The sequence below is a fragment of the Caproiciproducens sp. NJN-50 genome (assembly GCF_004103755.1).
GTDB lineage: Bacteria > Bacillota > Clostridia > Oscillospirales > Acutalibacteraceae > Caproicibacter.
In genome coordinates this window covers 3,026,552-3,048,964 of the sequence record NZ_CP035283.1, presented here as the reverse complement: position 1 = coordinate 3,048,964, position 22,413 = coordinate 3,026,552, and the positions used below count along the sequence as shown (strand labels likewise).

The 22,413-nt window shown below is 54.5% G+C and carries 21 protein-coding genes; 17 read left to right on the top strand and 4 right to left on the bottom strand.

Going from position 1 to position 22,413, the window contains the following annotated elements; translation table 11 throughout:
• Window positions 1-3: 3 nt before the first annotated feature.
• From EQM14_RS14910 to EQM14_RS14895, 4 genes are read right to left on the bottom strand one after another with little or no spacing between them, the layout of a single operon-like run.
• Window positions 4-3,102, bottom strand: coding sequence for a type I restriction endonuclease subunit R (locus EQM14_RS14910; protein ID WP_442861463.1), 3,099 nt, complete (start codon window positions 3,100-3,102; stop codon window positions 4-6).
• 48 nt (window positions 3,103-3,150) lie between these two features.
• On the bottom strand, window positions 3,151-4,359 hold the full coding sequence (locus EQM14_RS14905; protein WP_128743959.1) for a restriction endonuclease subunit S: 1,209 nt from the start codon (window positions 4,357-4,359) through the stop codon (window positions 3,151-3,153).
• Entirely contained in the window at window positions 4,349-5,851 is a 1,503-nt protein-coding gene (locus EQM14_RS14900; protein ID WP_128743958.1) for a type I restriction-modification system subunit M, read from the bottom strand. The genes EQM14_RS14905 and EQM14_RS14900 overlap by 11 nt, the downstream gene beginning before the upstream one ends.
• 57 nt (window positions 5,852-5,908) lie before the next feature.
• The gene (locus EQM14_RS14895; RefSeq protein ID WP_128743957.1) at window positions 5,909-6,130 is read right to left on the bottom strand and encodes a helix-turn-helix domain-containing protein; all 222 of its coding nucleotides are present in this window, start codon (window positions 6,128-6,130) and stop codon (window positions 5,909-5,911) included.
• A 228-nt stretch (window positions 6,131-6,358) separates the two neighbouring features.
• On the opposite strand from EQM14_RS14895, the gene EQM14_RS14890 reads away from it, so the two are divergent.
• The 17 genes from EQM14_RS14890 to EQM14_RS14810 all read left to right on the top strand — a co-directional run bounded on the left by EQM14_RS14890 (window position 6,359) and on the right by EQM14_RS14810 (window position 22,400).
• Complete coding sequence (locus EQM14_RS14890; protein WP_128743956.1) at window positions 6,359-8,251, top strand: helix-turn-helix domain-containing protein; 1,893 nt, start codon at window positions 6,359-6,361, stop codon at window positions 8,249-8,251.
• Between the two features lie 428 nt (window positions 8,252-8,679).
• On the top strand, window positions 8,680-9,204 hold the full coding sequence (locus EQM14_RS14885) for an RNA polymerase sigma factor (protein ID WP_128743955.1): 525 nt from the start codon (window positions 8,680-8,682) through the stop codon (window positions 9,202-9,204).
• A gap of 286 nt (window positions 9,205-9,490) precedes the next feature.
• Window positions 9,491-9,841, top strand: coding sequence for a DNA ligase (locus EQM14_RS14875; protein ID WP_128743954.1), 351 nt, complete (start codon window positions 9,491-9,493; stop codon window positions 9,839-9,841).
• Between the two features lie 53 nt (window positions 9,842-9,894).
• On the top strand, window positions 9,895-11,043 hold the full coding sequence (locus tag EQM14_RS14870) for a DUF2800 domain-containing protein (RefSeq protein ID WP_128744363.1): 1,149 nt from the start codon (window positions 9,895-9,897) through the stop codon (window positions 11,041-11,043).
• Entirely contained in the window at window positions 11,036-11,602 is a 567-nt protein-coding gene (locus EQM14_RS14865; protein ID WP_128743953.1) for a DUF2815 family protein, read from the top strand. The genes EQM14_RS14870 and EQM14_RS14865 overlap by 8 nt, the downstream gene beginning before the upstream one ends.
• A 13-nt stretch (window positions 11,603-11,615) precedes the next feature.
• Window positions 11,616-11,777, top strand: a complete 162-nt coding sequence (locus EQM14_RS16470; protein ID WP_164919108.1) for a hypothetical protein — start codon at window positions 11,616-11,618, stop codon at window positions 11,775-11,777.
• A 57-nt stretch (window positions 11,778-11,834) separates the two neighbouring features.
• Window positions 11,835-13,775, top strand: coding sequence for a DNA polymerase (locus EQM14_RS14860; protein ID WP_128743952.1), 1,941 nt, complete (start codon window positions 11,835-11,837; stop codon window positions 13,773-13,775).
• 82 nt (window positions 13,776-13,857) lie between these two features.
• Entirely contained in the window at window positions 13,858-14,295 is a 438-nt protein-coding gene (locus tag EQM14_RS14855) for a DUF7768 domain-containing protein (RefSeq protein ID WP_128743951.1), read from the top strand.
• Window positions 14,279-14,602 (top strand): hypothetical protein, encoded by a 324-nt coding sequence (locus EQM14_RS14850; protein ID WP_128743950.1) that lies wholly within the window; start codon window positions 14,279-14,281, stop codon window positions 14,600-14,602. The genes EQM14_RS14855 and EQM14_RS14850 overlap by 17 nt, the downstream gene beginning before the upstream one ends.
• The gene (locus EQM14_RS14845; protein ID WP_128743949.1) at window positions 14,602-16,875 is read left to right on the top strand and encodes a phage/plasmid primase, P4 family; all 2,274 of its coding nucleotides are present in this window, start codon (window positions 14,602-14,604) and stop codon (window positions 16,873-16,875) included. Before EQM14_RS14850 ends, EQM14_RS14845 begins: the two co-directional genes overlap by 1 nt.
• Window positions 16,876-17,000: 125 nt before the next feature.
• The gene (locus tag EQM14_RS14840) at window positions 17,001-17,282 is read left to right on the top strand and encodes a VRR-NUC domain-containing protein (protein WP_128743948.1); all 282 of its coding nucleotides are present in this window, start codon (window positions 17,001-17,003) and stop codon (window positions 17,280-17,282) included.
• Complete coding sequence (locus tag EQM14_RS14835; RefSeq protein ID WP_128743947.1) at window positions 17,263-18,627, top strand: DEAD/DEAH box helicase; 1,365 nt, start codon at window positions 17,263-17,265, stop codon at window positions 18,625-18,627. Before EQM14_RS14840 ends, EQM14_RS14835 begins: the two co-directional genes overlap by 20 nt.
• A 71-nt stretch (window positions 18,628-18,698) precedes the next feature.
• Window positions 18,699-19,133, top strand: a complete 435-nt coding sequence (locus EQM14_RS14830) for a DUF1492 domain-containing protein (protein ID WP_243112549.1) — start codon at window positions 18,699-18,701, stop codon at window positions 19,131-19,133.
• A gap of 111 nt (window positions 19,134-19,244) precedes the next feature.
• Entirely contained in the window at window positions 19,245-19,595 is a 351-nt protein-coding gene (locus tag EQM14_RS14825) for an HNH endonuclease (RefSeq protein ID WP_128743946.1), read from the top strand.
• A 151-nt stretch (window positions 19,596-19,746) separates the two neighbouring features.
• A complete protein-coding gene (locus EQM14_RS14820) occupies window positions 19,747-20,295 on the top strand; it encodes a hypothetical protein (protein WP_128743945.1) in 549 nt (182 codons plus the stop codon).
• Window positions 20,296-20,298: 3 nt separating this feature from the next.
• A complete protein-coding gene (locus EQM14_RS14815; RefSeq protein ID WP_128743944.1) occupies window positions 20,299-21,594 on the top strand; it encodes a site-specific DNA-methyltransferase in 1,296 nt (431 codons plus the stop codon).
• 137 nt (window positions 21,595-21,731) lie between these two features.
• Window positions 21,732-22,400 carry a virulence protein gene (locus EQM14_RS14810; RefSeq protein ID WP_128743943.1) on the top strand — a complete coding sequence of 223 codons (669 nt, stop codon included), beginning with the start codon at window positions 21,732-21,734 and terminating at the stop codon, window positions 22,398-22,400.
• The last annotated feature ends 13 nt before the right edge of the window (window positions 22,401-22,413 follow it).

Below are 22,413 nucleotides of genomic sequence, written 5' to 3'. Positions count from 1 at the left end.
CCCTTAAATTGTACCCGCATTATCCGTCCACATTTCACACTGGCCGATAACCGTCGTTATGGCATCTTCCAGACCTTCCGGAGGATAGTGGTGTTTCTTTAACAGACGTTTCACCATCCTGCGCATCCCGGCACGGGCAGACTCTTTCTTCTGCCAATCTATCGTTCGATTCTTTCGCAAGGAATCGGTTAGTTCCTTTGTGATTGCAATAAGTTCTGCGTTTTGATAGAAATCTTTAACAGCTGCAGGTTTTGTTAAGGCATCATAAAAAGCAAGCTCTTCTTCGGAAAGACCAAGTTTTTCACCTTCATCGTGAGCCTTTGTCATATCGGCAGCCATCTTTATAAGCTCGTTAATAACTTCTTCATTCGTAAGCATACCGTTCAGGTACGCTTTCATGATTCGGCTTAGCATATCAGAAAATTTTTCAGATTTTACAAGGTTCGTACGTCGATAAACAGATACCTGCTCGGCAATTAATTTCTTTAGCAATTCGACGGCAAGGTTCTTTTCTTTCATCCGTGCTATTTCTTCAAGATATTTCGGATCAAATAGATTGAATTCCTCATTGACATCAGAGAATAGGTTAATAACCCCCTCACTCTTAACACTTTGTTTGAGAAGTTCATTGATTCGCTCGTTGATATCCTTGAATGAGAGTCTGCCCTTTCCTCCAACACGTGTAAGCATAGTACGCACGGCCTCAAGATATGCTGTTTCAAGCCGGCTCTTTTCATCGACCATACTCTTGCACAACGAAAAAGCCTGATGTAACATTAAACCTTCGCGTATAAAATTATTCCGTTTTTCTTCTTTTGCAGGACCAGTGAGGAAATCCGCACCGCGGCTAATCAGTTTGGCTCTGGTCAGATCGCTGCTTGTGGTCATGAATCCTGTATAGTCAAATCCATATAAAAGCTCGCGGCAGACGATGAGCTTCTCTTCAAACTTTACCAGCGCCGTCTTGGCAATATCCATATCGCCGTAGTTCTTCTTATCACGGACGGTGTAGTCATTCATCGCCTGTTTTAGAGCGGAGGCAATGCCGACGTAATCAACGATCAGGCCGCCTTCCTTATCGCGGAAAACCCTGTTTACTCGTGCGATGGCTTGCATAAGATTGTGTCCAGCCATTGGCTTATATATATACATGGTCGCCAAGGATGGAACATCAAAGCCTGTGAGCCACATATCAACAACGATAGCAATTTTCATCGGACTGTCATTGTCTTTGAATTTTCGGGCCAACTCTTCCTTATGCTGTTTGTTGCCAATGATTTCTTTCCAGTCCTCCGGGTCTTTATTTCCGGAAGTCATGACGACACCGACTTTTTCTTGCCATGTTGGACGCATTTCGAGTATCTTCCGGTAAATTTTCATGGCAATTTCTCGGGAGTAGGCAACGATCATGGCCTTTCCCGTCAGCACATACTGTCTGCTGTCTTCGTAGTGAGCAATAATATCTGTGCAGAGCGCATCAATGGTTTGAGGAGCGCCGAGAATGCTTTCCATACGACTGAGCTCATGCTTGCTCTTTTCGATGGCATATTCATCGGCATGGGCCGCCAGTGCGTCGTATTCCTTATCAATCATGCGCAAGGTGGCTTCATCAAGTTTTAGATTAATGACTCGGCTTTCATAATAAACAGGTCTCGTGGCACCATCTTCGACAGACTGCGTCATATCATAGATATCTATGTAATTACCGAAAACTTCCGTAGTGCTACGATCTTTGAGGGAGATTGGCGTACCGGTGAAGCCAATATATGTGGCATTCGGAAGAGCATCGCGAATAATCCGTGCAGTTCCTATAGAGATTTTACCGGTCTTTGGATTTACTTTTTCTTCAAAACCATACTGACTTCTGTGGGCCTCATCAGCCATCACAATGATGTTGTGCCGCGTTGAGAGCGGCTCGTCCTCTTCCTCGAACTTCTGCATGGTCGTGAAAATGATTCCATTTGCTTCACGGCCAAGAAGCCAATCCTTTAACCCGATAATGACCCTTTTATTTTTTGTATTGGATTCATTCACTTTTTTATCGTCATCTGACAGTTTCCTTTTGTCTGCCTGCACCGGCGTTTGACGAAGGAAATCCTTGCATCTGGCGAACTGACCGAAAAGCTGATCGTCCAAATCGTTACGGTCCGTAATAACGACAAGCGTTGGACTGTTCAGCGTCTCTTGCAGCAGTTTTGCGTAAAAGACCATCGAAAGCGATTTTCCACTGCCCTGCGTATGCCAGAAAACGCCGCCTCGACCGTCGCCGTTCATTCCAGAGGCTTTCACGGTAGAGGCAACGGCTTTCTTTACAGCGAAGTACTGGTGATAGGCCGCAAGAATTTTGGCATCGGAACCATCTTCTTTGGAAAAACAGATGAAATTCTTTATGATATCGAGAAAACGGTCCTTCTTGAACATTCCCTCAAATAAGATATCGAAGGCGGCATACTGTGTGTTTTCGTAGTTGCCGTCTGTCGTTTTCCATTCCATATAGCGATCTTCGGCTGCTGTGATCGTTCCGGCTTTAGACATAGCTTGATCACTCATCACGCAGAAAGCGTTGTATATGAACATAGAAGGGATGGCGAGCATATAATTGCGGAGTTGAGCATAAGCTTCCGACACGCCGGTTTCTTCGCGTGAAGGCGATTTCAGTTCTATCACAACCAATGGGAGACCGTTAACGAAAATAACAACATCGGGACGTTTTTCTTCATTTTCGACATAGGTCCATTGATTGACCACACAGAAGGCATTATTACCGACATCTTGATAGTCAACCAGATAAACGATGCCGGAGTGCTGTTTGCCACCCGAAAAATAGTTTACGGTTATGCCATTCTGCAGATAATCCATAAACACTTCGTTTTTCTGTACGAGCGAACCGGCCTCAAAATTTTTGAGATGAAAAATTGCTTCCGCGATTGCTTCAGATGGAATATAAGGGTTAATCCGCTTCAACGATGGCTCCAAGTAGTCTTCAAAAATTGGATCGGTATAGTCACGCGCCACATCCGGGCCGTAATAATGTGTGTACCCCAACTGATCCTGAAAAATCTCAATGACTGCATTTTCAAAACTGGCCTCGGTAAATGGCACGGGTATCAACTCCTTTTATGCGCAATATTGTATATTATAAATCATCATTTAGCGGCTTAAATCGGCAACGGATAGCTCGCCGGACATCAGGCGGGGTAAAAGGGCGTCGCGGATCTGCCGTAATCGACGGATTTCAAGGTAGTTCTGTTCAAAATATGCATAAATAGATGCTACCTTGTCACAGAAGTCCGCGATGATGCAATCCGGTGGGACACTGATAGTAAACGAAAGCGTTTCGCTTGGTACTGCTCGTTGCCGACTGCCCGTGGAACCCGTAACATGCGACAGCAGAAAATCCGTGAAAGCTGGACTATCAATGACAGAGTAGTAAAAGTCTTTATAGGCGGGGTTCTTTGCCTGATAGACAATAAACTCGGTCGAGCATACAGCGTGACTGCTGATGCAATACGGCCTCCAAATGCGCTTGGTGGTCGGGTTAAGTTTGGAAATTAAGAAACAGTCTTTGTCTACGATATACTTGTTACTCTTGATTCCAGAAGCCGCTTCAAACACAGGCAAACGAGTTTCATCGAAAGCAGGGATGCTGTAATGTTCCAAAATGGTATCAGGGCAAGATTGAGGGTTGAGTGTTTTCGTACTTATCTCCACGACTTTGCCAAGCGGAACTTCCCGCCAGTCGTCAGGCATCATGCCGCCGAATGGCTCGAAGTCCACGAACCATGACTTGAAAATAGCCTGCGCTATCTGCTCTAAATGATGATTTATCTTTTTGTTTACTGCAATCTTATTGTCAAGAGCAGAGAGCGTGTCGGCAATGGCCGCTTGTTCATCAAGCGAGATATTAGGTATCGGCAAAGCCTGTATGTTCTTAAGTGGTAGCTTTGCCTGTACCGCCCCTACAGTTGCAGCTTTGATGGCGTTTTGCCCATCTTCCGACAAGAGGTAATAATATAAAAAGTCCCTGTCTATGCCGTGGATATTAACCATTTTTGCACAGTTCTCTGTGAGATTCGCTCTGTCGAGAGTCTTACCGACCTTAGCAACCAAACCGATAGTTCCAACGATTGAGATAATTACATCATCGGCGTTAACGATGTATCGAGAAATCGTAGCTTGCGTTTCATCGTCAACGTATTCATAATCGGGCGTCAATTCCAAAACCTTATCAGTCCCCAAATTCCTAACTCTTATATAGGGATGTGAATTCGGAGTCGTAATCAAATTGCTACCTTTAGGAAGCCGTTTGCCACCTTTCACTTCGGTGAAGTCTGATAAAGGACGATAATCAAATTTCATACCCTATCGCCCCCAACCTTTTGCGGATTTCGTCTTCCAGTTCGTGGGAACGCTCGAACATTTCGCTCAGTTCGCCTGTCAGCCGCGTCATCTTCTCCTCGAAAGGTTCATCGTCTTCCTTCTGTTCTTCTATGCCCACGTAGCGGCCAGGGGTGAGAATGTATCCTTGTTTCTTAATATCTTCTGTCGTGGCGATAGCACAAAAACCTTTGATGTCCGCAAGGGTTCCTTCGGTATATGTCTTGTATGTATCGGCGATTTTAGCAATATCGTCATTCGTGAGTTCCCGCAATTTGCGTGTAACCAGCGTTCCCATCTTTCGAGCGTCAATAAACAGCGTTTTACCCGGTTGTGATTTTTGCTTATTTAAGAACCAAAGGCACACAGGAATCTGTGTCGTATAAAAGAGTTGTCCCGGCATGGCCACAATGCAGTCGACAAGGTCGGCCTCGATGATGTGTTTACGAATGTCACCTTCGCCGCTGCTGTTGGATGAAAGCGATCCGTTTGCCAGAACCATACCCATACGGCCGTGAGGCGCAAGATGCCAGATCATGTGCTGCATCCAAGCAAAGTTTGCGTTTCCAGCTGGCGGCGTTCCATACTTCCATCGCTGATCGGTTTTTAGCTTATCACCACCCCAGTCGGACAGGTTAAAGGGAGGGTTGGCCATTACAAAGTCTGCCTTTAAAGTTGGATGCCGATCATTAAAAAACGTATCTGCTGGAATATCGCCGAGATCTGCATCAATGCCTCGAATAGCAAGGTTCATTTGTGCCATTTTCCATGTAGTTGGATTCGAGTCCTGCCCATATACGGAGATGTTATTGATGTTGCCGGAATGATTCTCAACAAATTTTGCCGACTGTACAAACATTCCACCAGAACCACAGCAGGGATCATATACGCGGCCATTGAAGGGTTGCAGAACTTCTACCAAAGTGCGGACAACACATGCGGGAGTATAGAACTCTCCAGCAAGTTTACCTTCCTGTTCTGCAAATTTCTGAAGGCAGTACTCATACGTCCTGCCTAAAATATCCTTCTCCTTGTTTTCATCGACCATTTTAATGTTTGTAAACAGGTCAACAATATCGCCGAGACGGCGTTTATCAAGTTCCGGTCGAGCAAAATTTTTTGGTAAAATATCCTTCAGCCGTTTGTTATATTTCTCTATTTCGCGCATTGCGTTATCGATGACTGTCCCAATTTCCGGCGTATGCGCGGCAGCGGCAATAACGCGCCATCGAGCGTCCTGTGGAACGAAGAAAATATTCTCGGCTTCATATTCATCCATGTCTTCTTCGAAACCTTCGCCCTCATCGACAAGGGCCTTATGCTTTGCCTCAAATCGATCTGATATATATTTCAGGAAGATGAGGCCAAGCACAACATGTTTGTATTCCGAAGCATCAATGTTGCCACGTAAAATACAAGCTGCATCCCATATTTGTTTTTCAAAGCCAATGTCGGCAGTATTATTTCCAGCCATGTACCGATCCTCTTTTCAACTTATAGTATAAAATTTGTAACATAATATGGTGCTTCTTTAATGATGCGTTTCCAGTTCATCCGGAACCATCTCCATAATATCGCTAATATCGCATTCCAGCGCCAAGCAAATTTTCTGTAATATCTCCGTATTCACATTCTCATTTTTGCCAAGCTTCGTAACCGACGCGGAACTGATTCCAGCAGCTTTCTGCAGGTCCTTTTTCTTCATATCTTTGTCAATTAGAAGTTTCCATAGTTTCTTATAGCTAATGGCCACTCTCATCACCCCTGAAAGCATAAAGTCGTTTCGCATAACAGTATACCATGATTATATGCCTAAATTCAACCTTTTTCTTCACGTACACATGATTTTTTGACGAGAAATCTTGAACTTGTCACACGGTCTATGATATAATTTCGTTGGATATATCTTCCGAGCGTGCAAAGTCATTTCAGAAGGGAACATCATATGCATCAATCATAAGAGAATACGGAGGGATCGGGCATGGCACAGGATCGTTCGTTTAAAGAGTACGTTGCGGACCGTTTCTATAACGAGCTGTACGGCTCTGTGTCTAATTGGTTGGAACAGAACTGTCAGAACCTCGATGTCTCCTCCAGACTGGTGCATACGATCGACCGTGCGGAGTTGTCGGATATCAACGTCAAATGCGTTTATGTGGAAAATCTGCCCGGCATGAAGATTGCCTTCGATGTTATTCTGGAAGCAGAGTTTGAAATATCCGAAACGGACAGGCACACCGACCGATACGACGACAAAACGCAGTGGTTCAAAATTTCCTGCTCCGGCGATCTGGCGAACAGCCTCGATGATTTTTCCATCTCTTCCATCGAGCCATACGACAGCCGCAGAAAATACTGCAATCCGATGTCCGATTCTCTGGTTCCCCTTATCAGAAGCGACCAGCTTGAAGATGTCGCCCGGGACTTCCTCGAGAGGAATTATAAAGAAGCCCTGTCCCGGCCTATGTTTGTGGATCCCGGCATATTGGCGCAGCGCATGGGCCTTTCCATCCAGATGAAAAGCGCTTCCGCGGACTGCTCCACCTTCGGTCAGATCTTTTTTGCGGACTGCGACGCCGAGTATTACGATAAATCCGACTCGTCGTTTAAAAGGACTCATGTGAACAAAGGTACGATCTTCGTCGATCCCGAGTCCTTCTTCCTGCGGAATGTCGGCTCGGTCAACAATACCATCGTGCACGAGTGCGTCCATTGGGATAAACACCGGAAAGCCTTCGAACTGGAGCGGCTTTACAACGAGAATGCGGCTCAGATAAAATGCCAGGTGGTCGGCGGAATCAAGGACGGCAAAACCAGGACGGCCACCGACTGGATGGAGTGGCAGGCAAACGCCCTCGCCCCGCGAATCCAGATGCCGTACAGGCAGGCCAAAATCAAAGCGGCTGAGCTGATCCGCAAATATAAGAATATTCTCCGGACGGACGAGCTCGTCGATATTATTCAGCCGGTTATCGACGAAATGGCGACGTTTTTTTGCGTTTCGCGTCTGGCCGCCAAAATCAGGATGGCAGACCTCGGTTATGAAGAGGCTCTTGGAGCTTTCACTTACATTGACGGGCACTATGTGAAACCACACGCTTTCAAGCGGGACGCTTTGAAACGCAACCAGACCTTTTCCATTGGCGAGCGTGATGCCCTTGTCGAAAGCACGGTCAATCAGGACCTGCGCGAAAAGATACAAAGCGGCCGCTATATTTTTGCCGATTCCCACTTCTGCATCAACCATCCCAAATACATAGAATACGATGAGGACGGCACGGCCGGCCTTACCGACTACGCAAGGCACCATGCCGACGAGTGCTGCCTTGTCTTTGACCTAACCATCCAGAAATCCTCCAACAGCTACGGAAAGCAGTATTTTACCGAGTGTGTCCTGTACCGGGACTCCACGTCTGATATCGTCTTCGAAGCCCATTATAACACTTCGCCGGAAAATGACACGGTAGACGGCCGCGCAAAAATGCTTCAGGCTTACGCAAAAGAACTTTCGGATGTTTTGCAAAATCTGCCGGGCAGTTTTTCAGGTGCGCTGACAGCTCTTATGAAATGGCGCGGCAAAACAGTCGAAGCGCTTGCCGAAGCTTGTTCTCTGGATCCAAAGACCATAAGCCGAATGCGGAACAACGAGGAATATGAAACCACTATAGAAACCATCGTGGCAATCTGCATCGCCCTGCAGCTTCCTCCTGTCATCAGCCAAGCGTTGATCAGCCGCTCGGCCTATTCGTTGGGCAGTGGTCCCAAATTTATGACCTATCACTTTTTGCTGGAAGCCTGCTATACAAAAACAATATTCGAATGCAATGACATCCTACGAGGGGTAAATCTTGCTCCGCTGACAAAAGAAAAATAAAAATTATCAGCCAGCCCGGACATTTTGTGTCCGGGTATTTTTATGCCTGTTTTCAATAACCGGCGTGCCTGTCCGTGCGAACATCTTGTTTCGCGCGGGCTTTTTTTGTACCTGCAGGGTATCTGAACGGACATTTCATGTCCGTGTGCGGCGCCGCTTGTCCAAGTACAATAAATTATGCCAAGAGGAACAACCCTCCGGCAAAACGGACGAGCCGTCTTAGGCTCCCGGTCAAATAAATTCAAAGCCTGATTTGCAATAAGGGCCGAGGATACAAATATTGTCCTGTTCACCGCTTACGGCGGTGAATGGCAATGTCGGTACCCTTTCCTTGTTGCGCCTTATTCAGGCAAAGGGTCTGTGTGCCGACAGTGCACAGGCTCTGTTTTGTCCTCCGCCCACCGCTCATCAGGCGGAAAGGACAAACAATGAAAAACCAAGCAAACCAAAGTCAACCCCGCGTCTTCAAAATCTACCTGCCCCATGAAAAGCAGTGGGCCGAAGTCACCAAAGCACAGTACTATGCCTACTACCGTGATATCTGGGCAACCAGAAAACGCGCACAAGCACATCATCAGTGCATGTGCCCAAGAAGCAAGCACTGGATGTGCGACGGCGACTGCCTCGACTGCGAATTCCACGCCCCGGGCGATACCCTTTCCATTGACCGTACCTATCAAAACAGCGATGGCGATGAGCTCTCCATGCTGGACAAGCTTGCCGATTCAGCCGCCGGCATCGAAGACGTCGTGACCGACCAAATCATGCTGGACATGCTCTTTCAGCGTCTCGCTGAAATTATGCCGGAGGCCCGCCGCATCGGCAACCTGCGCATGGCGGGGCTGTCCGACACAGAGATTGCCGATAAAATCGGCATCCCGCGCACTACGTTTCTCTCCCGCCTCAAAAAGGCAAAGGAGCTTCTGCAGTGCGAATACCCCGACCTGTTTTAGCCCTGTATCTCCGGCCGCCCCCAAAGCGGTCGGAGATTTTTCAAATTGTTTTTCCCTGCTTCGTCAAAACGCCCTTCCCATCTCCAGTGGGTAGTGGAAAGAGCAAAAACGACAACCGCTCCTTCCGGGGAGGTGAACAAGGTGTACGAAGCCGACATCCGGGCCCGCGCTGCGGACAGAGAACTCATTGAAGTCCTGACCGCAATCAGCGCCGTGTCCAAACGCATGGCAAGAAAACTCACGATACTTGCCGATCAGAGTCAATCCGCGGAAGGAGGAAAAGCAGATGAGCAAAATGGGCGATATGGCTGCCACCATCGAAGAATTGCGGAACGCCGCTGCCGCTATTAACGACGCGGCGAACTGGCTGGCCGAGGCGTTCGGCGCAAAAGAGCCGGCCGAAGAAACACCCGCGACAGAACCGGCACTGACGCTGGAGGAAGTAAGAGCCGTGCTCGCGGACAAATCCCGTGCGGGCCACACCGCCGAGATTCGCTCACTGCTTCAGAAGTACGGCGCCGACAGGCTTTCCAAGGTAGACCCCGGCCGGTACGGGGAACTGCTTGCGGATGCGGAGGGTATCGGGGCCCCCGAAGAATCCGCAGATTCTTTGGGGAGAGGAGGAGCAGCGGAATGAACGAGCTTTCGTGTTTTCACGGAAGCGAGCGAAATGAAGCTTGCGACGACGAGATGCCACCTAAAGGACACGCGATTCTCTCCGCATCCAGCGCCGACCGCTGGCTCCACTGCCCGCCGTCCGCGCGGCTTTGCGAAAGTTATGCGGATAAAGGCAGCGACTACGCCGCCGAAGGCACCGACGCCCACGCGCTGTGCGAATACAAGCTCCGCAGGGCGCTGGGGCTTCCCGCCGAGGACCCAACCGACAACCTGACCTGGTACAACGAGGAAATGAACGACTGCGCCGCCGGCTACGCCGCTTATGTGCTCGAACAGGCGGAAGCCGCCAAACAGATCTGCGCCGATCCGGTGGTGCTCATTGAACAGCGCGTCGATTTCTCCCGCTGGGTGGAAGGCGGCTTCGGAACGGCCGACTGCATCATTATCGCGGACGGCACCCTGCGGGTCATCGACTACAAGCACGGCCTCGGCGTTCTGGTCAGCGCTGAGGAAAATCCGCAGATGCAGTGCTACGCGCTCGGCGCGCTGGAGCTTTTCGACGGCATCTACGACATCGAAACGGTCGGCATGACCATTTACCAGCCGCGCCGGGACAACGTCAGCACCTGGGAAATCTCCAAAGACGCCCTGTACCGATGGGCCGACGAAGTCCTGAAGCCCACCGCCGAGCTTGCCTTTGCCGGCGACGGCAATTATCTCTGCGGAGAATGGTGCGGCTTTTGTAAGGCAAAGGCCAACTGCCGCGCCCGGGCCGAGGCCAATCTTGCGCTGGCGCAGTACGAGTTCAAGCTGCCGCCTCTCCTCACGGACGAGGACATCGAGGACATTCTTTCCAAAGCGGACGAGCTCGTTTCGTGGGCGTCGGACATCAGGGAATACGCCCTGCGGCAGGCCGTCAGCGGCAGGAAGTGGGCCGGCTGGAAACTGGTCGAAGGCCGCTCCAATCGGAGGTATATCAACGATGCAGTGGTCGCCGATGTGGTCGAGCGCGCGGGCTTCGACCCCTATGAGCGCAGGGTGCTCGGCGTCACCGCCATGCAGAAGCTGCTCGGGAAATCCCGCTTTGGCGAACTTTTGAGCCCTTACATCGAAAAGCCCCAGGGCAAACCCACGCTCGTGCCGGAGAGCGACAAACGCCCGGCCATGTCAACGGCGGAAGCCGATTTTAACGAAAATGAAGGAGGACAATCCTATGTCTAACAAAGTCAGCAATCCCATGAAAGTGATCACCGGCCCCGATACCCGCTGGAGCTACGCCAACGTCTGGGAGCCCAAGTCCATTAACGGCGGCACGCCGAAATACAGCGTCAGCCTGATCATCCCCAAGTCCGACACCAGAACCGTCGCCAAGCTTAAGGCGGCCATCGAAGCGGCCTACCGCGAGGGCGAGTCCAAGCTCAGAGGAAACGGCAAGACCGTACCGCCGCTGGCCTCCATCAAGAACCCGCTTCGCGACGGCGACGCGGAACGCCCCGACGACCCCGCCTATGCCAACGCCTACTTTATCAACGCCAACTCCACGACGGCTCCCGGCATTGTGGACGCCGACCTGAATCCAGTGCTCACCCGCTCCGAGGTGTACTCCGGTGTGTACGGCCGCGCCAGCATCAGCCTGTATGCTTTCTCTGCAAATGGTAATAAGGGTATAGCCTGTGGTTTGAACAATCTGCAGAAAATACGTAACGGCGAACCTCTCGGCGGCAAGACCAGCGCCGAAAACGACTTCGCGTCCGATGACGATGAAGATTTTCTGAATTAAGGAGGAGGCGGACATGTCTGATATTCAAAGCATGATGCTTTCCGTGTGCTTCGGCGCCACCGTCGGCTACTTAATCGGAAATCTTGTGGGGATTATCATCTGCGCCGTGAGAGAATTCAAGGAAAAGCGCCGCAAACGCAAGAAAGCCGAGGGAACTTCCACAAAAACGGAGTAAGCACAGGGCGGCGGGGACTCGTTCTCTGCCGCCCTTTCTCCATGAAAGGACAATTCCATGAAAACTCTTTCGATTGATATTGAAACCTACAGCAGCGCGCCGCTTTCCAAATGCGGCGTTTACAAATACGCGGAATCCCCCGATTTTGAGATTCTCCTGTTCGGCTGCAGTGCGGACGGCGGCCCGGTTCGGGTTGTCGACCTCGCCTGCGGGGAGAAACTCCCGCCTGAAACTGCCGCGGCTCTTACCGACGAGGCCGTTGTCAAATGGGCATTCAACGCAAATTTCGAGCGCGTCTGCCTCTCCCGGTTCCTCGGGCTGCCCGTCGGTGCCTATCTCGACCCCGCCCAGTGGCGCTGTTCCATGGTTTGGGCGGCGGCCATGGGCCTGCCGCTGTCGCTGGAGGGTGTAGGCGCGGTGCTGGGGCTGGAAAAGCAGAAGCTCACCGAGGGCAGGGAACTCATCAAATATTTCTGCCGGCCCTGCGCACCGACAAAAACCAATGCCGGCCGCACCCGCAACCGTCCCGCGCATGCACCGGACAAGTGGGCCGCCTTCAAGCGGTACAATGCCCGCGATGTGGAAACGGAGATGTCCGTTCAGGAGCGGCTTTCCAAGTTCCCGGTGCCCGAAAGCGTCTGGGAGGAGTATCAGCTGGATCAGGAAATCAACGACCAGGGCGCCGCGCTGGATCTGACGCTGGTCAGGCAGGCCATCGCGATGGACGCACGCTCCCGCCGGCAGCTTACCGCAGCCATGAAGAAGCTGACGGAGCTGGACAATCCGAATTCGGTTCAGCAGATGAAGCGGTGGCTTGCGGAAAACGGGCTGGAAACGGACACCCTCGGCAAAAAGGCCGTCGCAGAACTGATGAAAACCGCACCGGAACCCCTCGGCGACGCGCTCTCCCTCCGACAGCAGCTTGCCAAATCCTCGGTGCGGAAATATCAGGCGATGGAGACCGCCGTCTGCGCCGACGGACGCGCCCGCGGCATGTTCCAGTTTTACGGCGCCAGCCGAACCGGGCGCTGGGCCGGCCGGATCATTCAAATGCAAAACCTGCCGCAGAACCATCTTCCCGACCTGGAGCAGGCCCGCGCGCTGGTGCGCCGCGGAGATTATGACGGTGTCGAAATGCTCTACGAAGATGTCCCGGATACGCTCTCCCAGCTGATCCGCACGGCATTCGTGCCGCGGGCGGGCGCAAAATTCATCGTCGCGGACTTCAGCGCCATCGAAGCCCGCGTGATCGCGTGGCTTGCCGGCGAGCAGTGGCGGCAGGCGGTTTTTGCAAAGGGCGGCGACATCTACTGCGCCTCCGCCTCTCAGATGTTTAAGGTGCCGGTCGAAAAACACGGCGTCAACGGGCATCTGCGGCAAAAAGGGAAAATTGCGGAGCTGGCGCTCGGGTACGGCGGCTCGGTCGGCGCGCTCAAAGCCATGGGCGCTCTCGACATGGGCCTTGCCGAAGACGAGCTTCCTTTGCTGGTCGACGCGTGGCGGCAGTCCAATCCGAATATCGTAAAGCTCTGGTGGGATGTGGATCGTGCGGCGATTGAGGCCGTCCGCAATAAACATGCCAACAGCACCCACGGCATTGTGTTCTCCTGCCGGAGCGGAATGCTTTTTGTCACGCTGCCTTCCGGCCGGCGGCTTGCCTATGTAAAGCCGCGCATCGGTCAAAACCGGTTCGGCGGGCAGTGCGTCACCTATGAAGGCGTCGGTGGCACGAAGAAATGGGAGCGCCTCGATTCCTACGGCCCTAAATTTGTGGAAAACATTGTGCAGGCCACCGCGCGCGATATTCTCTGCTATGCCATGCGAACACTGCGCCGCTGCGCCATCGTCATGCACATTCACGATGAAGTGGTCATCGAAGCCGAACCGGGCATGTCTCTGCAGGCCGTCTGCGAACAGATGGGCAGAACGCCGCCATGGGCAAAGGGTCTGCTGCTCCGCGCCGACGGGTACGAGACGGATTTTTATAAAAAAGACTGAGAGGGTTCGTCAAAAGCGGGCCGCCGCCTCCAGTGGGTAATAGAAGCGGGCGGCGTGTATCCGCTTGGAAAGGAGGTCTGCCATGAGCATCGGCAAACGCAACAGCGAAGGCTACCCGGACCCCACCGCCTGCGAAGCCCTGTCGCTGATTGAACAGGAGGAGCGCGCGCTCCGGGCATTTCGGCCCATCGTCTATATCTGCTCCCCCTATGCGGGAGATGTCGAAAGAAACGTCCGGGCCGCGCGAAATTACTGCCGCTTCGCCGTGGACAAGGGGTTTATTCCGATCGCGCCGCACCTGCTGTTTCCGCAGTTTTTGAACGATGCCGACCCGCGGGAGCGGGAGCTTGGGCTGTTCTTCGGAAACGCCCTAATGAGCAAATGCTCCGAGGTGTGGGTGTTCGGCGGCAATATCACAGCCGGCATGCAAGCGGAAATCAAACGCGCCAGGTGGAAGAATTACCGCCTGCGCTGCTTCACGGAAGATTTGGAGGAGGTACAGGATGTTTGCAGTCACTGAAGGCACGCGCCGCATCGGCGGCACAGAGATTCTTACTTATACGCGCGAAATTGTCAGCGCCAACGTTCTCGAGGCTGAGGCCGGCACCAACGGCTATCAGGGCGGCGACGCCGGGCACGGAAGCCGCACCTATTTCCGCATTTCGGACGAGGGCGGCACGGATATTCGGGTGCGCCCGCTGGGCCGCTGCGGAAACGGAGGCTTTGAAGTCACGCTCGGCGGCGACTGTGAGCTGGAAACCATCATCACGGCGCTGAAGTTCATCACCAAGGTATTGGAGGACGGTGCGAAGGAGGTGCACGACTGATGTTTACACTGTACAGCGCCGACATTGTCGGCAACCCCGGCAACTGCTCCTATCCCCACAAAACCGAAGTCACGGACGAGGAAAGCCTGCGGGCGGCGGTCTGCCGCGACTACGTCTGCGCCGAGTACAAAAACAGCTACCGAAGCGGAGACAATTTTCTCGGCGCGGACTGCCTGCCCGTGGACTGCGACAACGACCACTCCGAAAACCCGGCCGATTGGGTTCGCCCGGCCGATGTCGCCGCCGCGTTTCCGGATGTCGGCTTCGCGGTCCATTACAGCCGCTGCCACATGCGCGAGAAAAACGGGAAGCCCGCCCGGCCGAAGTTTCATATCCTTTTCCCGATTACGCGCATCACCGACGCGGCCGCTTACAGCGACATGAAGAAGCTGGTAAGCGCCGTCTTTCCGTATTTCGACACCAGGGCGCTGGACGCGGCGCGCTTCTTTTTCGGCACATCCCGCGCCGAGGTGGAACTCTTCCCCGGCAGGATGAATCTGACCGAATTTCTGGAGGACGACGACTTTGACGCGGATCTTCCCGGCGGCAGCGGAGTCAGCCCGGTTATTCCGGAGGGCAGCCGCAACGCCACCCTGTCCCGATTTGCCGGCAGGGTTATCAAAAAATACGGCGACGGCGATGAGGCGTATCAATGCTTTCTGGAGGAAGCCGCAAAATGCGCGCCGCCGCTTCCGGACGCCGAGCTTTCGACCATCTGGCACAGCGCCCAGCGGTTTTACGCCAAAATTCAGCGTCAGGACTGTTATGTGCCGCCCGAGGTGTATAACAGCGATGTCTCATACAAGCCCGGTGATTTTTCCGACGTCGGGCAGGCCGAGGTGCTGGCAAAGCACTTTTCCGGTGAGCTGCGCTATTCGCCGGCGACACACTTTATCCGGTACACGGAGCACTACTGGAAGGAAACCGAGCCGGGCGCGCAGGCAGTGGCCCACGAGCTGACCCGCCGCCAGCTGGAGGAGGCGACCCGGGATCTGCTGGCCGCCGCCAAAAAGCTGACCGGATGCGGGGCGCAGGGCATTCTCGACACGACCTCCAAAGCCAAGGCGGAAGCGCTGTTCAACGACGCGCAGTCCGAGGCCTACGATGAATATCTCGCGGCGAAAGCCTACCAGTCCTATGCGATCCGCCGCCGCGATTCCAAGAACATCACCGCGGCGCTCAAAGAGGCGCGTCCGATGCTGGAGATTTCCCCGCGGGATCTGGATGCGGACTGCTTTCTTCTCTGCACGCCCGAAGCCACCTACGATCTGCGCAAAGGTCTCGACGGCGCGCGGGAGCACGCGCCGTCCGACTTTATCACCAAAATCACCTCCGTTTCGCCCGGCAGGAAAGGCGGGCTGCTCTGGCAGGACAGCTTAGGCCTCATCTTCTGCAAAGACCGCGAACTCATCGACTATGTGCAGATGATCTGCGGGCTTGCCGCCGTCGGCAAGGTCTATGTGGAAGCGCTCATCATCGCCTACGGCTGCGGGCGCAACGGCAAGTCCACCTTCTGGAACGCGGTTTCCCGCGTGCTGGGTCTGTACAGCGGCAACATCTCCGCCGACACGCTGACGGTGGGCTGCCGCCGCAACATCAAGCCGGAGCTGGCCGAGGTCAAGGGCAAGCGCCTGCTCATCGCCGCCGAAATGCAGGAGGGCGCCCGGCTCAACGACTCCACCGTCAAGCAGCTCTGCTCCACCGACGATGTGTTCGCCGAGAAAAAGTACAAGGACCCGTTCAGCTTCACGCCCTGCCATACGCTGGTTCTCTACACCAACCACCTGCCGAAGGTCAGCGCCTCCGACGACGGAATCTGGCGCAGGCTGATCGTGATTCCGTTTGGCGCAAAGATAGAAGGAAAAAACGACATCAAGAACTACGGCGAATATCTCTACAACAATGCCGGCGAGAGCATTCTGGCGTGGATCATCGAGGGTGCCCGAAAGGTGATCGCGCTGGATTACAAGCTCCCCGTGCCGGCATGCGTGCAAAAAGCCATTGACGAGTACCGGGCGCAGAACGACTGGTTCGGTCATTTTCTGGAGGACCGGTGCGAGCTTGCCGCCGGTTTCCGCGAAAGCTCCGGCGCTTTGTATCAGGCGTACCGCAATTACAGCATCGACACAAACGAATATGTCCGCAGCACCGCGGATTTTTATTTCGCACTGGAAAAGGCCGGCTTTGAGCGGATTGTCCGGGACGGCCGGCGCTTTTTTGCCGGGCTCCGTCTCAAAACGGACGACGGAGATTTCGAGCGCTTTTTGCAGTAAACAAGATAATCAAGTGACCTCGACGAAGGTCTCTTCCAAAACTTTTCTTAGGCACATAAAAAATCTCGTAAGAAAGAGTTTGGTAAATGACATGCGCCGAGGTCACTTGAGAGGGGAAAACGGCCGTGAGAGAAAAGGAAATCGAGCAAAAACTTACCCTGATGGCAAAGCAGGCGGGCGGTCTGGCCTTAAAATTCGTCTCTCCCGGCATGAGCGGAATGCCCGACCGCCTTGTGCTGCTGCCGGGCGGACGCATGGCCTTTGTGGAGGTCAAGGCTCCGGGCAGGGCGCCGCGCCCCCTGCAGGAAGCCAGACACCGGACGCTGCGGCGGCTGGGCTTTCGGGTTTTCGTGCTGGACCGGCCAGAGCAGATTGGAGGAATTCTGGATGAAATACGAACCCCATAGCTACCAGACCTATGCCGTCCGTTACATCGAGGATCACCCCGTCGCGGCGGTCCTGCTGGATATGGGCCTCGGCAAAACGAGCATCACGCTGACCGCCCTGAATAACCTGCTGTTTGACAGCTTCGAGGCTCACCGTATTCTGGTAATCGCGCCTCTCCGCGTGGCCCGCGACACATGGCCCGCCGAGATTCAGAAATGGGATCACCTGTCGCTTTTGACCTGCTCCGTGGCGGTGGGCACCGAGGCCGAGCGCAGGGCGGCGCTTTTGCGGCGGGCGGACATCTGCATGATCAACCGGGAAAACGTCCAGTGGCTCATTGAGGAGAGCGGCGTCCCCTTTGACTTCGACACCGTGGTGGTCGACGAGCTGTCGTCCTTCAAAAGCCACCGGACAAAACGCTTCCGGGCGCTGATGAAGATCCGCCCGCGCGTCCGCCGCATCATCGGCCTGACCGGCACCCCGTCCGCAAACGGACTGATGGATCTGTGGGCCGAATACCGGCTGTTGGATATGGGACAGCGCCTCGGCCGCTTCATCGGGCAGTACCGAACGGACTATTTCCTTCCTGACAAGCGCAGCGGGCAGGTGGTGTTCACCTACAAGCCGCTGCCCGGCGCGGAGGAAGCGATCTACCGCAGAATCGCGGACATCACCATCAGCATGAAGTCCGCCGACCATCTGCGGATGCCGGAGCTTATCAGCAGCGAATATGAGGTGCGGCTTTCCGAGGAAGAACGGGCGCGGTACAACGATTTGAAAAAAGATCTGGTGCTTCGGCTCCCGGACGGCGAGATCACCGCCGCCAACGCCGCGGCGCTGTCAAACAAGCTCTCGCAGATGGCAAACGGCGCGGTCTATGACGACGCCGGCGGCACGATTCATATCCACGGCCGCAAGCTGGACGCGCTGGAGGATTTGATCGAGGCGGCGAACGGCAAACCGGTGCTGGTGGCCTACTGGTTTAAACACGACTTTGCCGGAATCTCCGAGCGCCTGCGAAAGCTTCACATCCCGTTTTCGCCTCTCGACACCCCGGAGAGCATCCGCAGATGGAACGCCGGCGAGCTTCCCGTAGCGCTGGTGCACCCCGCGTCCGCCGGGCACGGGCTGAACCTGCAGTCGGGCGGCTCCACCATCATCTGGTTTGGGCTGACATGGAGCTTGGAGCTTTACCAGCAGACCAACGCCCGGCTCTGGCGGCAGGGGCAGACGGCGGACACCGTTGTGGTGCAGCACATCGTCACCAAGGGCACCATCGACGGCCGCATATGCAGGGCGCTTTCCGCCAAGGGCCGCACGCAGTCCGCCCTGATTGAGGCGGTCAAAGCCGATCTGAAAATCTGATGACAATAAGGGCTTCGTCCCTGAGACAATTTGTGCCAATCCGAGGGATCAAGAAACCGGAGGTACAGATTATGAACACGCAGGAAATGACGGCGAAGGAGTACCTTTCCCAAGCTTATCGAATCGACCAGCGCATCAACTCAAAACTGGAGCAGGTCCAGTCGCTCCGGAATTTGGCGGAGAAAGCCTCCGCCGCTCTGGGCGAGACGCCGAACAGCGGCACAAGGAATTTTCACCGCATGGAGGACGTGATCTGCAAAATGATCGACCTGGAGGACGAAATCAACGCCGACCTGAACGCCCTGATCGACCTGAAGCATGAAATCGTCACGATCATCCGGTGTGTGGAAGCGCCCGATCTCCAAACGATTCTGGAGCTCCGCTACCTGTGCTTCAACACATGGGCGGAAATCTCCGTGGCGCTGCATCTCGACATCCGCTGGGTGCACCGCCTTCACAACAAGGCGTTAAACGAGGTGGATGCGATTCGCCACCCGAGGCCATAGAAAGCCACGCGGCTCTTATGATATTGTTAGGGTGGCGAAAAAATCAGAAAGCCTTCATGGGAGCAAAACCCGCGGAGGCTTTTTCCATGCGCCGGAACGGAGGAAATCACGGTGCCGTACAAAGCAAAAAAACCCTGCGCCTACCCGGGCTGTCCCAAGCTGACCGCCGGGCGCTACTGCGAGGAGCACGCGAAGCTGGAAGCCAAGCGCTACAACCGGTACGGCCGCGACCCGGAGTCCAACAAACGCTACGGCAGGTCGTGGGCGAAGATCCGGGCGGCATACCTTTCGGCGCATCCGCTGTGCGAGGTTTGCAAGGCAGAAGGCAGGCTGACCCCCGCCGAGCTGGTTCACCACAGGCGCAGGCTGACCGACGGCGGCACCAACGACTGGAGCAATCTGCAGGCGCTGTGTCAGGAGTGCCACTCAAGGCTTCATGCCGAACGCGGCGATTATTTCTGATTCTATGAAATAAATCAAAGGCTGTGAATTCAACGGGAGGGGCGGTCCGAATCTCTGCGGCTTTCGGGCAGGACAGCGCGCCCGGCCCTTCGTATGAATTTTCGCAGAATCAAAAACTTTTTCAAAAAGCGCGGCAAAGGAGGCGATGCCCGTGCCGAGAGGAGGAGCAAGGCCGGGCGCGGGCCGCCCAAAGAAACCGCTCGCGGACAAGATCATCGAAGGCAACCCCGGAAAACGGGAACTGACCAAGCTGAAATTTCCCGCGGGTGAAAAATCAAACACAGGTTTTGAAAAAAAATCAAACTCGCAGAAATCAAAAACCAAAAACAGCCGCCGTATGCCGTCCTTCCTTGACATGGCTGCCAAGGAGGGCGGCGACGTCCTGCCGCCGGCAAGCGGGATTTATAAAATGCTCGCAGAGTGGGTCGATGGTTCCGGGTGCGGAGAACTGGTCGCGCCGAACCTGATCGAGGACTTCGCGTTCCTGCGCAGGGCCTATCTGGAATGCGAATACATGAACCGCCGGCTGGGGCGCATCGCGTCCGGCAAGCGGTCGCCTTACGTCAACATGGCGCTGGATTATCAGAAAGCCATGATGGCGGTCTACAACCAAATCTGGCTGATCGTTTCGCAGAACTGCGAAACCAAATACGAGGGCAAGAACGAATTCCTCGAGATGCTCAGGAACAGGGGGTTTTAGCCAATGCAGCCGACGGAAAGGTTTCCTGCCGGGACTTCCCGGTTCGAAAAAGTGAATATCGACAAACTGGTGCCATACGCCCGCAACGCACGGACGCACTCCAAGGAACAGATTCTGCAGCTTCGCGCCTCCCTGCGGGAATTCGGGTTTGTCAATCCCGTCATTGTGGATAAGGACTGCAACATCATCGCGGGGCACGGGCGCGTGCTGGCGGCGAAAGCCGAGGGCATGACCGAAATCCCCTGCGTGTTTGCGGAACATTTGACCGAAGCGCAGAAGCGCGCCTATATTCTTGCGGACAACCGCCTTGCGCTGAATGCCGGATGGGACGAGGAACTGCTGGCGCTGGAATTCGGCGAGCTGAAGGACCTCGGCTTTGATGTGGAGCTGACCGGCTTCGGGGCAGATGAGATTGAAAAGCTCTTTGCCGCCGACACCGGCGAGGTGCAGGATGATGACTTTGACCTCACGGCCGCTTTGGAAGAGGCGGCTTTTGTTCTGCCCGGCGATGTGTGGACGCTGGGACGGCACCGGCTGATCTGCGGCGACGCCACCGACGCGGAAACGGTGAAAAAGCTGATGGGCGCCGGGAGCCCCGGTGGAAACCGCAAGGCAAACCTTGTTCTGACCGACCCGCCGTACAACGTGAATTTCGAGGGTTCCAGCGGACTGAAAATCAGGAATGACAGCCAGAAATCAGACCAGTTCTATGCTTTTCTGCTTTCGGCATTCCGGAATCTGGCGGACAATCTGGAAAGCGGCGGCTCCGCCTACATCTTCCACGCGGACACCGAGGGCGAAAATTTCCGCCGGGCGTTCCGGGAAGCCGGCTTTCACCTCTCCGGAACCTGCATCTGGGTAAAAGACAGCTTTGTCATGGGACGTTCGCCCTACCAGTGGCAGCACGAGCCGATTCTCTACGGCTGGCTCAAAACCGGTACGCACAAGTGGTACGCCGGCCGCTCGGAAGCCACGGTCTGGAATTTTGACAAGCCGAAAAAGAACAGCGACCACCCGACGTCAAAGCCCCTTGACCTGCTGGCCTATCCCATCCGCAACTCCAGCCAGGCAAATGCCATCGTGCTGGACACTTTCGGCGGCTCCGGTTCCACGCTCATTGCCTGCGAGCAGACCGACCGCATCTGCTTCATGATAGAGCTGGACGAAAAATACGCGAGCGTGATTTTACGCCGGTATGCCAAGTTCAAACAGAACGGCGGCGCGGATATCACCTGCGAGCGGGACGGCAGGACCTATGCCTACGCCGACCTTGTCAAAGACATTTCAAGGGAAGCTTAATTACACAAATCCCTGCGCACATCTTTGTCGGCATTACGGCGCCGAAAGGACTTGCTATTCTCACGCTTCGGAGTGATATATGTAGTCACCGGAGGACGGAAGCCCGCCGGAATCAAAGCAAAACGGAGGATTCCATCATGAAGCTCAACTACAACCTTGTCGGAGAGAAACGCAAGTCGCTGGCCGGCGCCGCCGGTGAAATTCTGAATCAGCCGGTCCGTTACCTCGGCGCGCCCTCGTTCGAATACGAGGTCGGCGCCTACCGCGTCGGCAAAACCGGGCTGGTCGCCGGCCCGGACAGCCGGGAGCTTGAGGAGGCCCTGAAAGAACGCGGCTTTTCCGCCGAGGTTCGCGCTTACGATGAACCGGAAGCGGAAAAAGCGAGCGCCGCCCCGGACATTCTGACCATCGAGATGCCGATGGACGGCTTTTCCCCCAGAAAGGTCGACAACCTCTGCAAAATGGTGAACGCCAAGGCCGCGCTTCTGAAAGCGGCGCTGGGAACGGAGGATCTGCCCATCCGGCAGACGAACGAGGACGGCGGCAGGCTGTGCTTCCCCTGGTTCCGGTTTACGGACGATGCCGACACCGTCGCCGCCTACACTGCCCTGATTGCCAAGCTCTGCGAAGCGGCCAAAAAGAAAAAGCGCGTCACCGCCCGGGAGCACGAGGCGGATAACCCCAAATACGCCATGCGGTGCTGGCTTCTTTCGCTGGGCTTCATCGGGGAGGAATACAAGCAGGCGCGGAAAATCCTGCTGGCAAACCTCAAGGGCAACGGCTCCTACAAATCCAGAGTACGGTAAGGCGGTGAACAAA

What these genes read in the sequence shown, in the direction of transcription:
- EQM14_RS16470 (WP_164919108.1), top strand. Translation starts at nt 11,616, where the DNA reads ATGTCTGATATTCAAAGCATGATGCTTTCCGTGTGCTTCGGCGCCACC.
- EQM14_RS14890 (WP_128743956.1), top strand. Translation starts at nt 6,359, where the DNA reads ATGGCACAGGATCGTTCGTTTAAAGAGTACGTTGCGGACCGTTTCTAT.
- EQM14_RS14855 (WP_128743951.1), top strand. Translation starts at nt 13,858, where the DNA reads ATGAGCATCGGCAAACGCAACAGCGAAGGCTACCCGGACCCCACCGCC.
- EQM14_RS14860 (WP_128743952.1), top strand. Translation starts at nt 11,835, where the DNA reads ATGAAAACTCTTTCGATTGATATTGAAACCTACAGCAGCGCGCCGCTT.
- EQM14_RS14875 (WP_128743954.1), top strand. Translation starts at nt 9,491, where the DNA reads ATGAGCAAAATGGGCGATATGGCTGCCACCATCGAAGAATTGCGGAAC.
- EQM14_RS14870 (WP_128744363.1), top strand. Translation starts at nt 9,895, where the DNA reads ATGCCACCTAAAGGACACGCGATTCTCTCCGCATCCAGCGCCGACCGC.
- EQM14_RS14810 (WP_128743943.1), top strand. Translation starts at nt 21,732, where the DNA reads ATGAAGCTCAACTACAACCTTGTCGGAGAGAAACGCAAGTCGCTGGCC.
- EQM14_RS14850 (WP_128743950.1), top strand. Translation starts at nt 14,279, where the DNA reads ATGTTTGCAGTCACTGAAGGCACGCGCCGCATCGGCGGCACAGAGATT.
- EQM14_RS14865 (WP_128743953.1), top strand. Translation starts at nt 11,036, where the DNA reads ATGTCTAACAAAGTCAGCAATCCCATGAAAGTGATCACCGGCCCCGAT.
- EQM14_RS14835 (WP_128743947.1), top strand. Translation starts at nt 17,263, where the DNA reads ATGAAATACGAACCCCATAGCTACCAGACCTATGCCGTCCGTTACATC.
- EQM14_RS14885 (WP_128743955.1), top strand. Translation starts at nt 8,680, where the DNA reads ATGAAAAACCAAGCAAACCAAAGTCAACCCCGCGTCTTCAAAATCTAC.
- EQM14_RS14815 (WP_128743944.1), top strand. Translation starts at nt 20,299, where the DNA reads ATGCAGCCGACGGAAAGGTTTCCTGCCGGGACTTCCCGGTTCGAAAAA.
- EQM14_RS14830 (WP_243112549.1), top strand. Translation starts at nt 18,699, where the DNA reads ATGAACACGCAGGAAATGACGGCGAAGGAGTACCTTTCCCAAGCTTAT.
- EQM14_RS14900 (WP_128743958.1), bottom strand. Translation starts at nt 5,851, where the DNA reads ATGGCTGGAAATAATACTGCCGACATTGGCTTTGAAAAACAAATATGG.
- EQM14_RS14905 (WP_128743959.1), bottom strand. Translation starts at nt 4,359, where the DNA reads ATGAAATTTGATTATCGTCCTTTATCAGACTTCACCGAAGTGAAAGGT.
- EQM14_RS14845 (WP_128743949.1), top strand. Translation starts at nt 14,602, where the DNA reads ATGTTTACACTGTACAGCGCCGACATTGTCGGCAACCCCGGCAACTGC.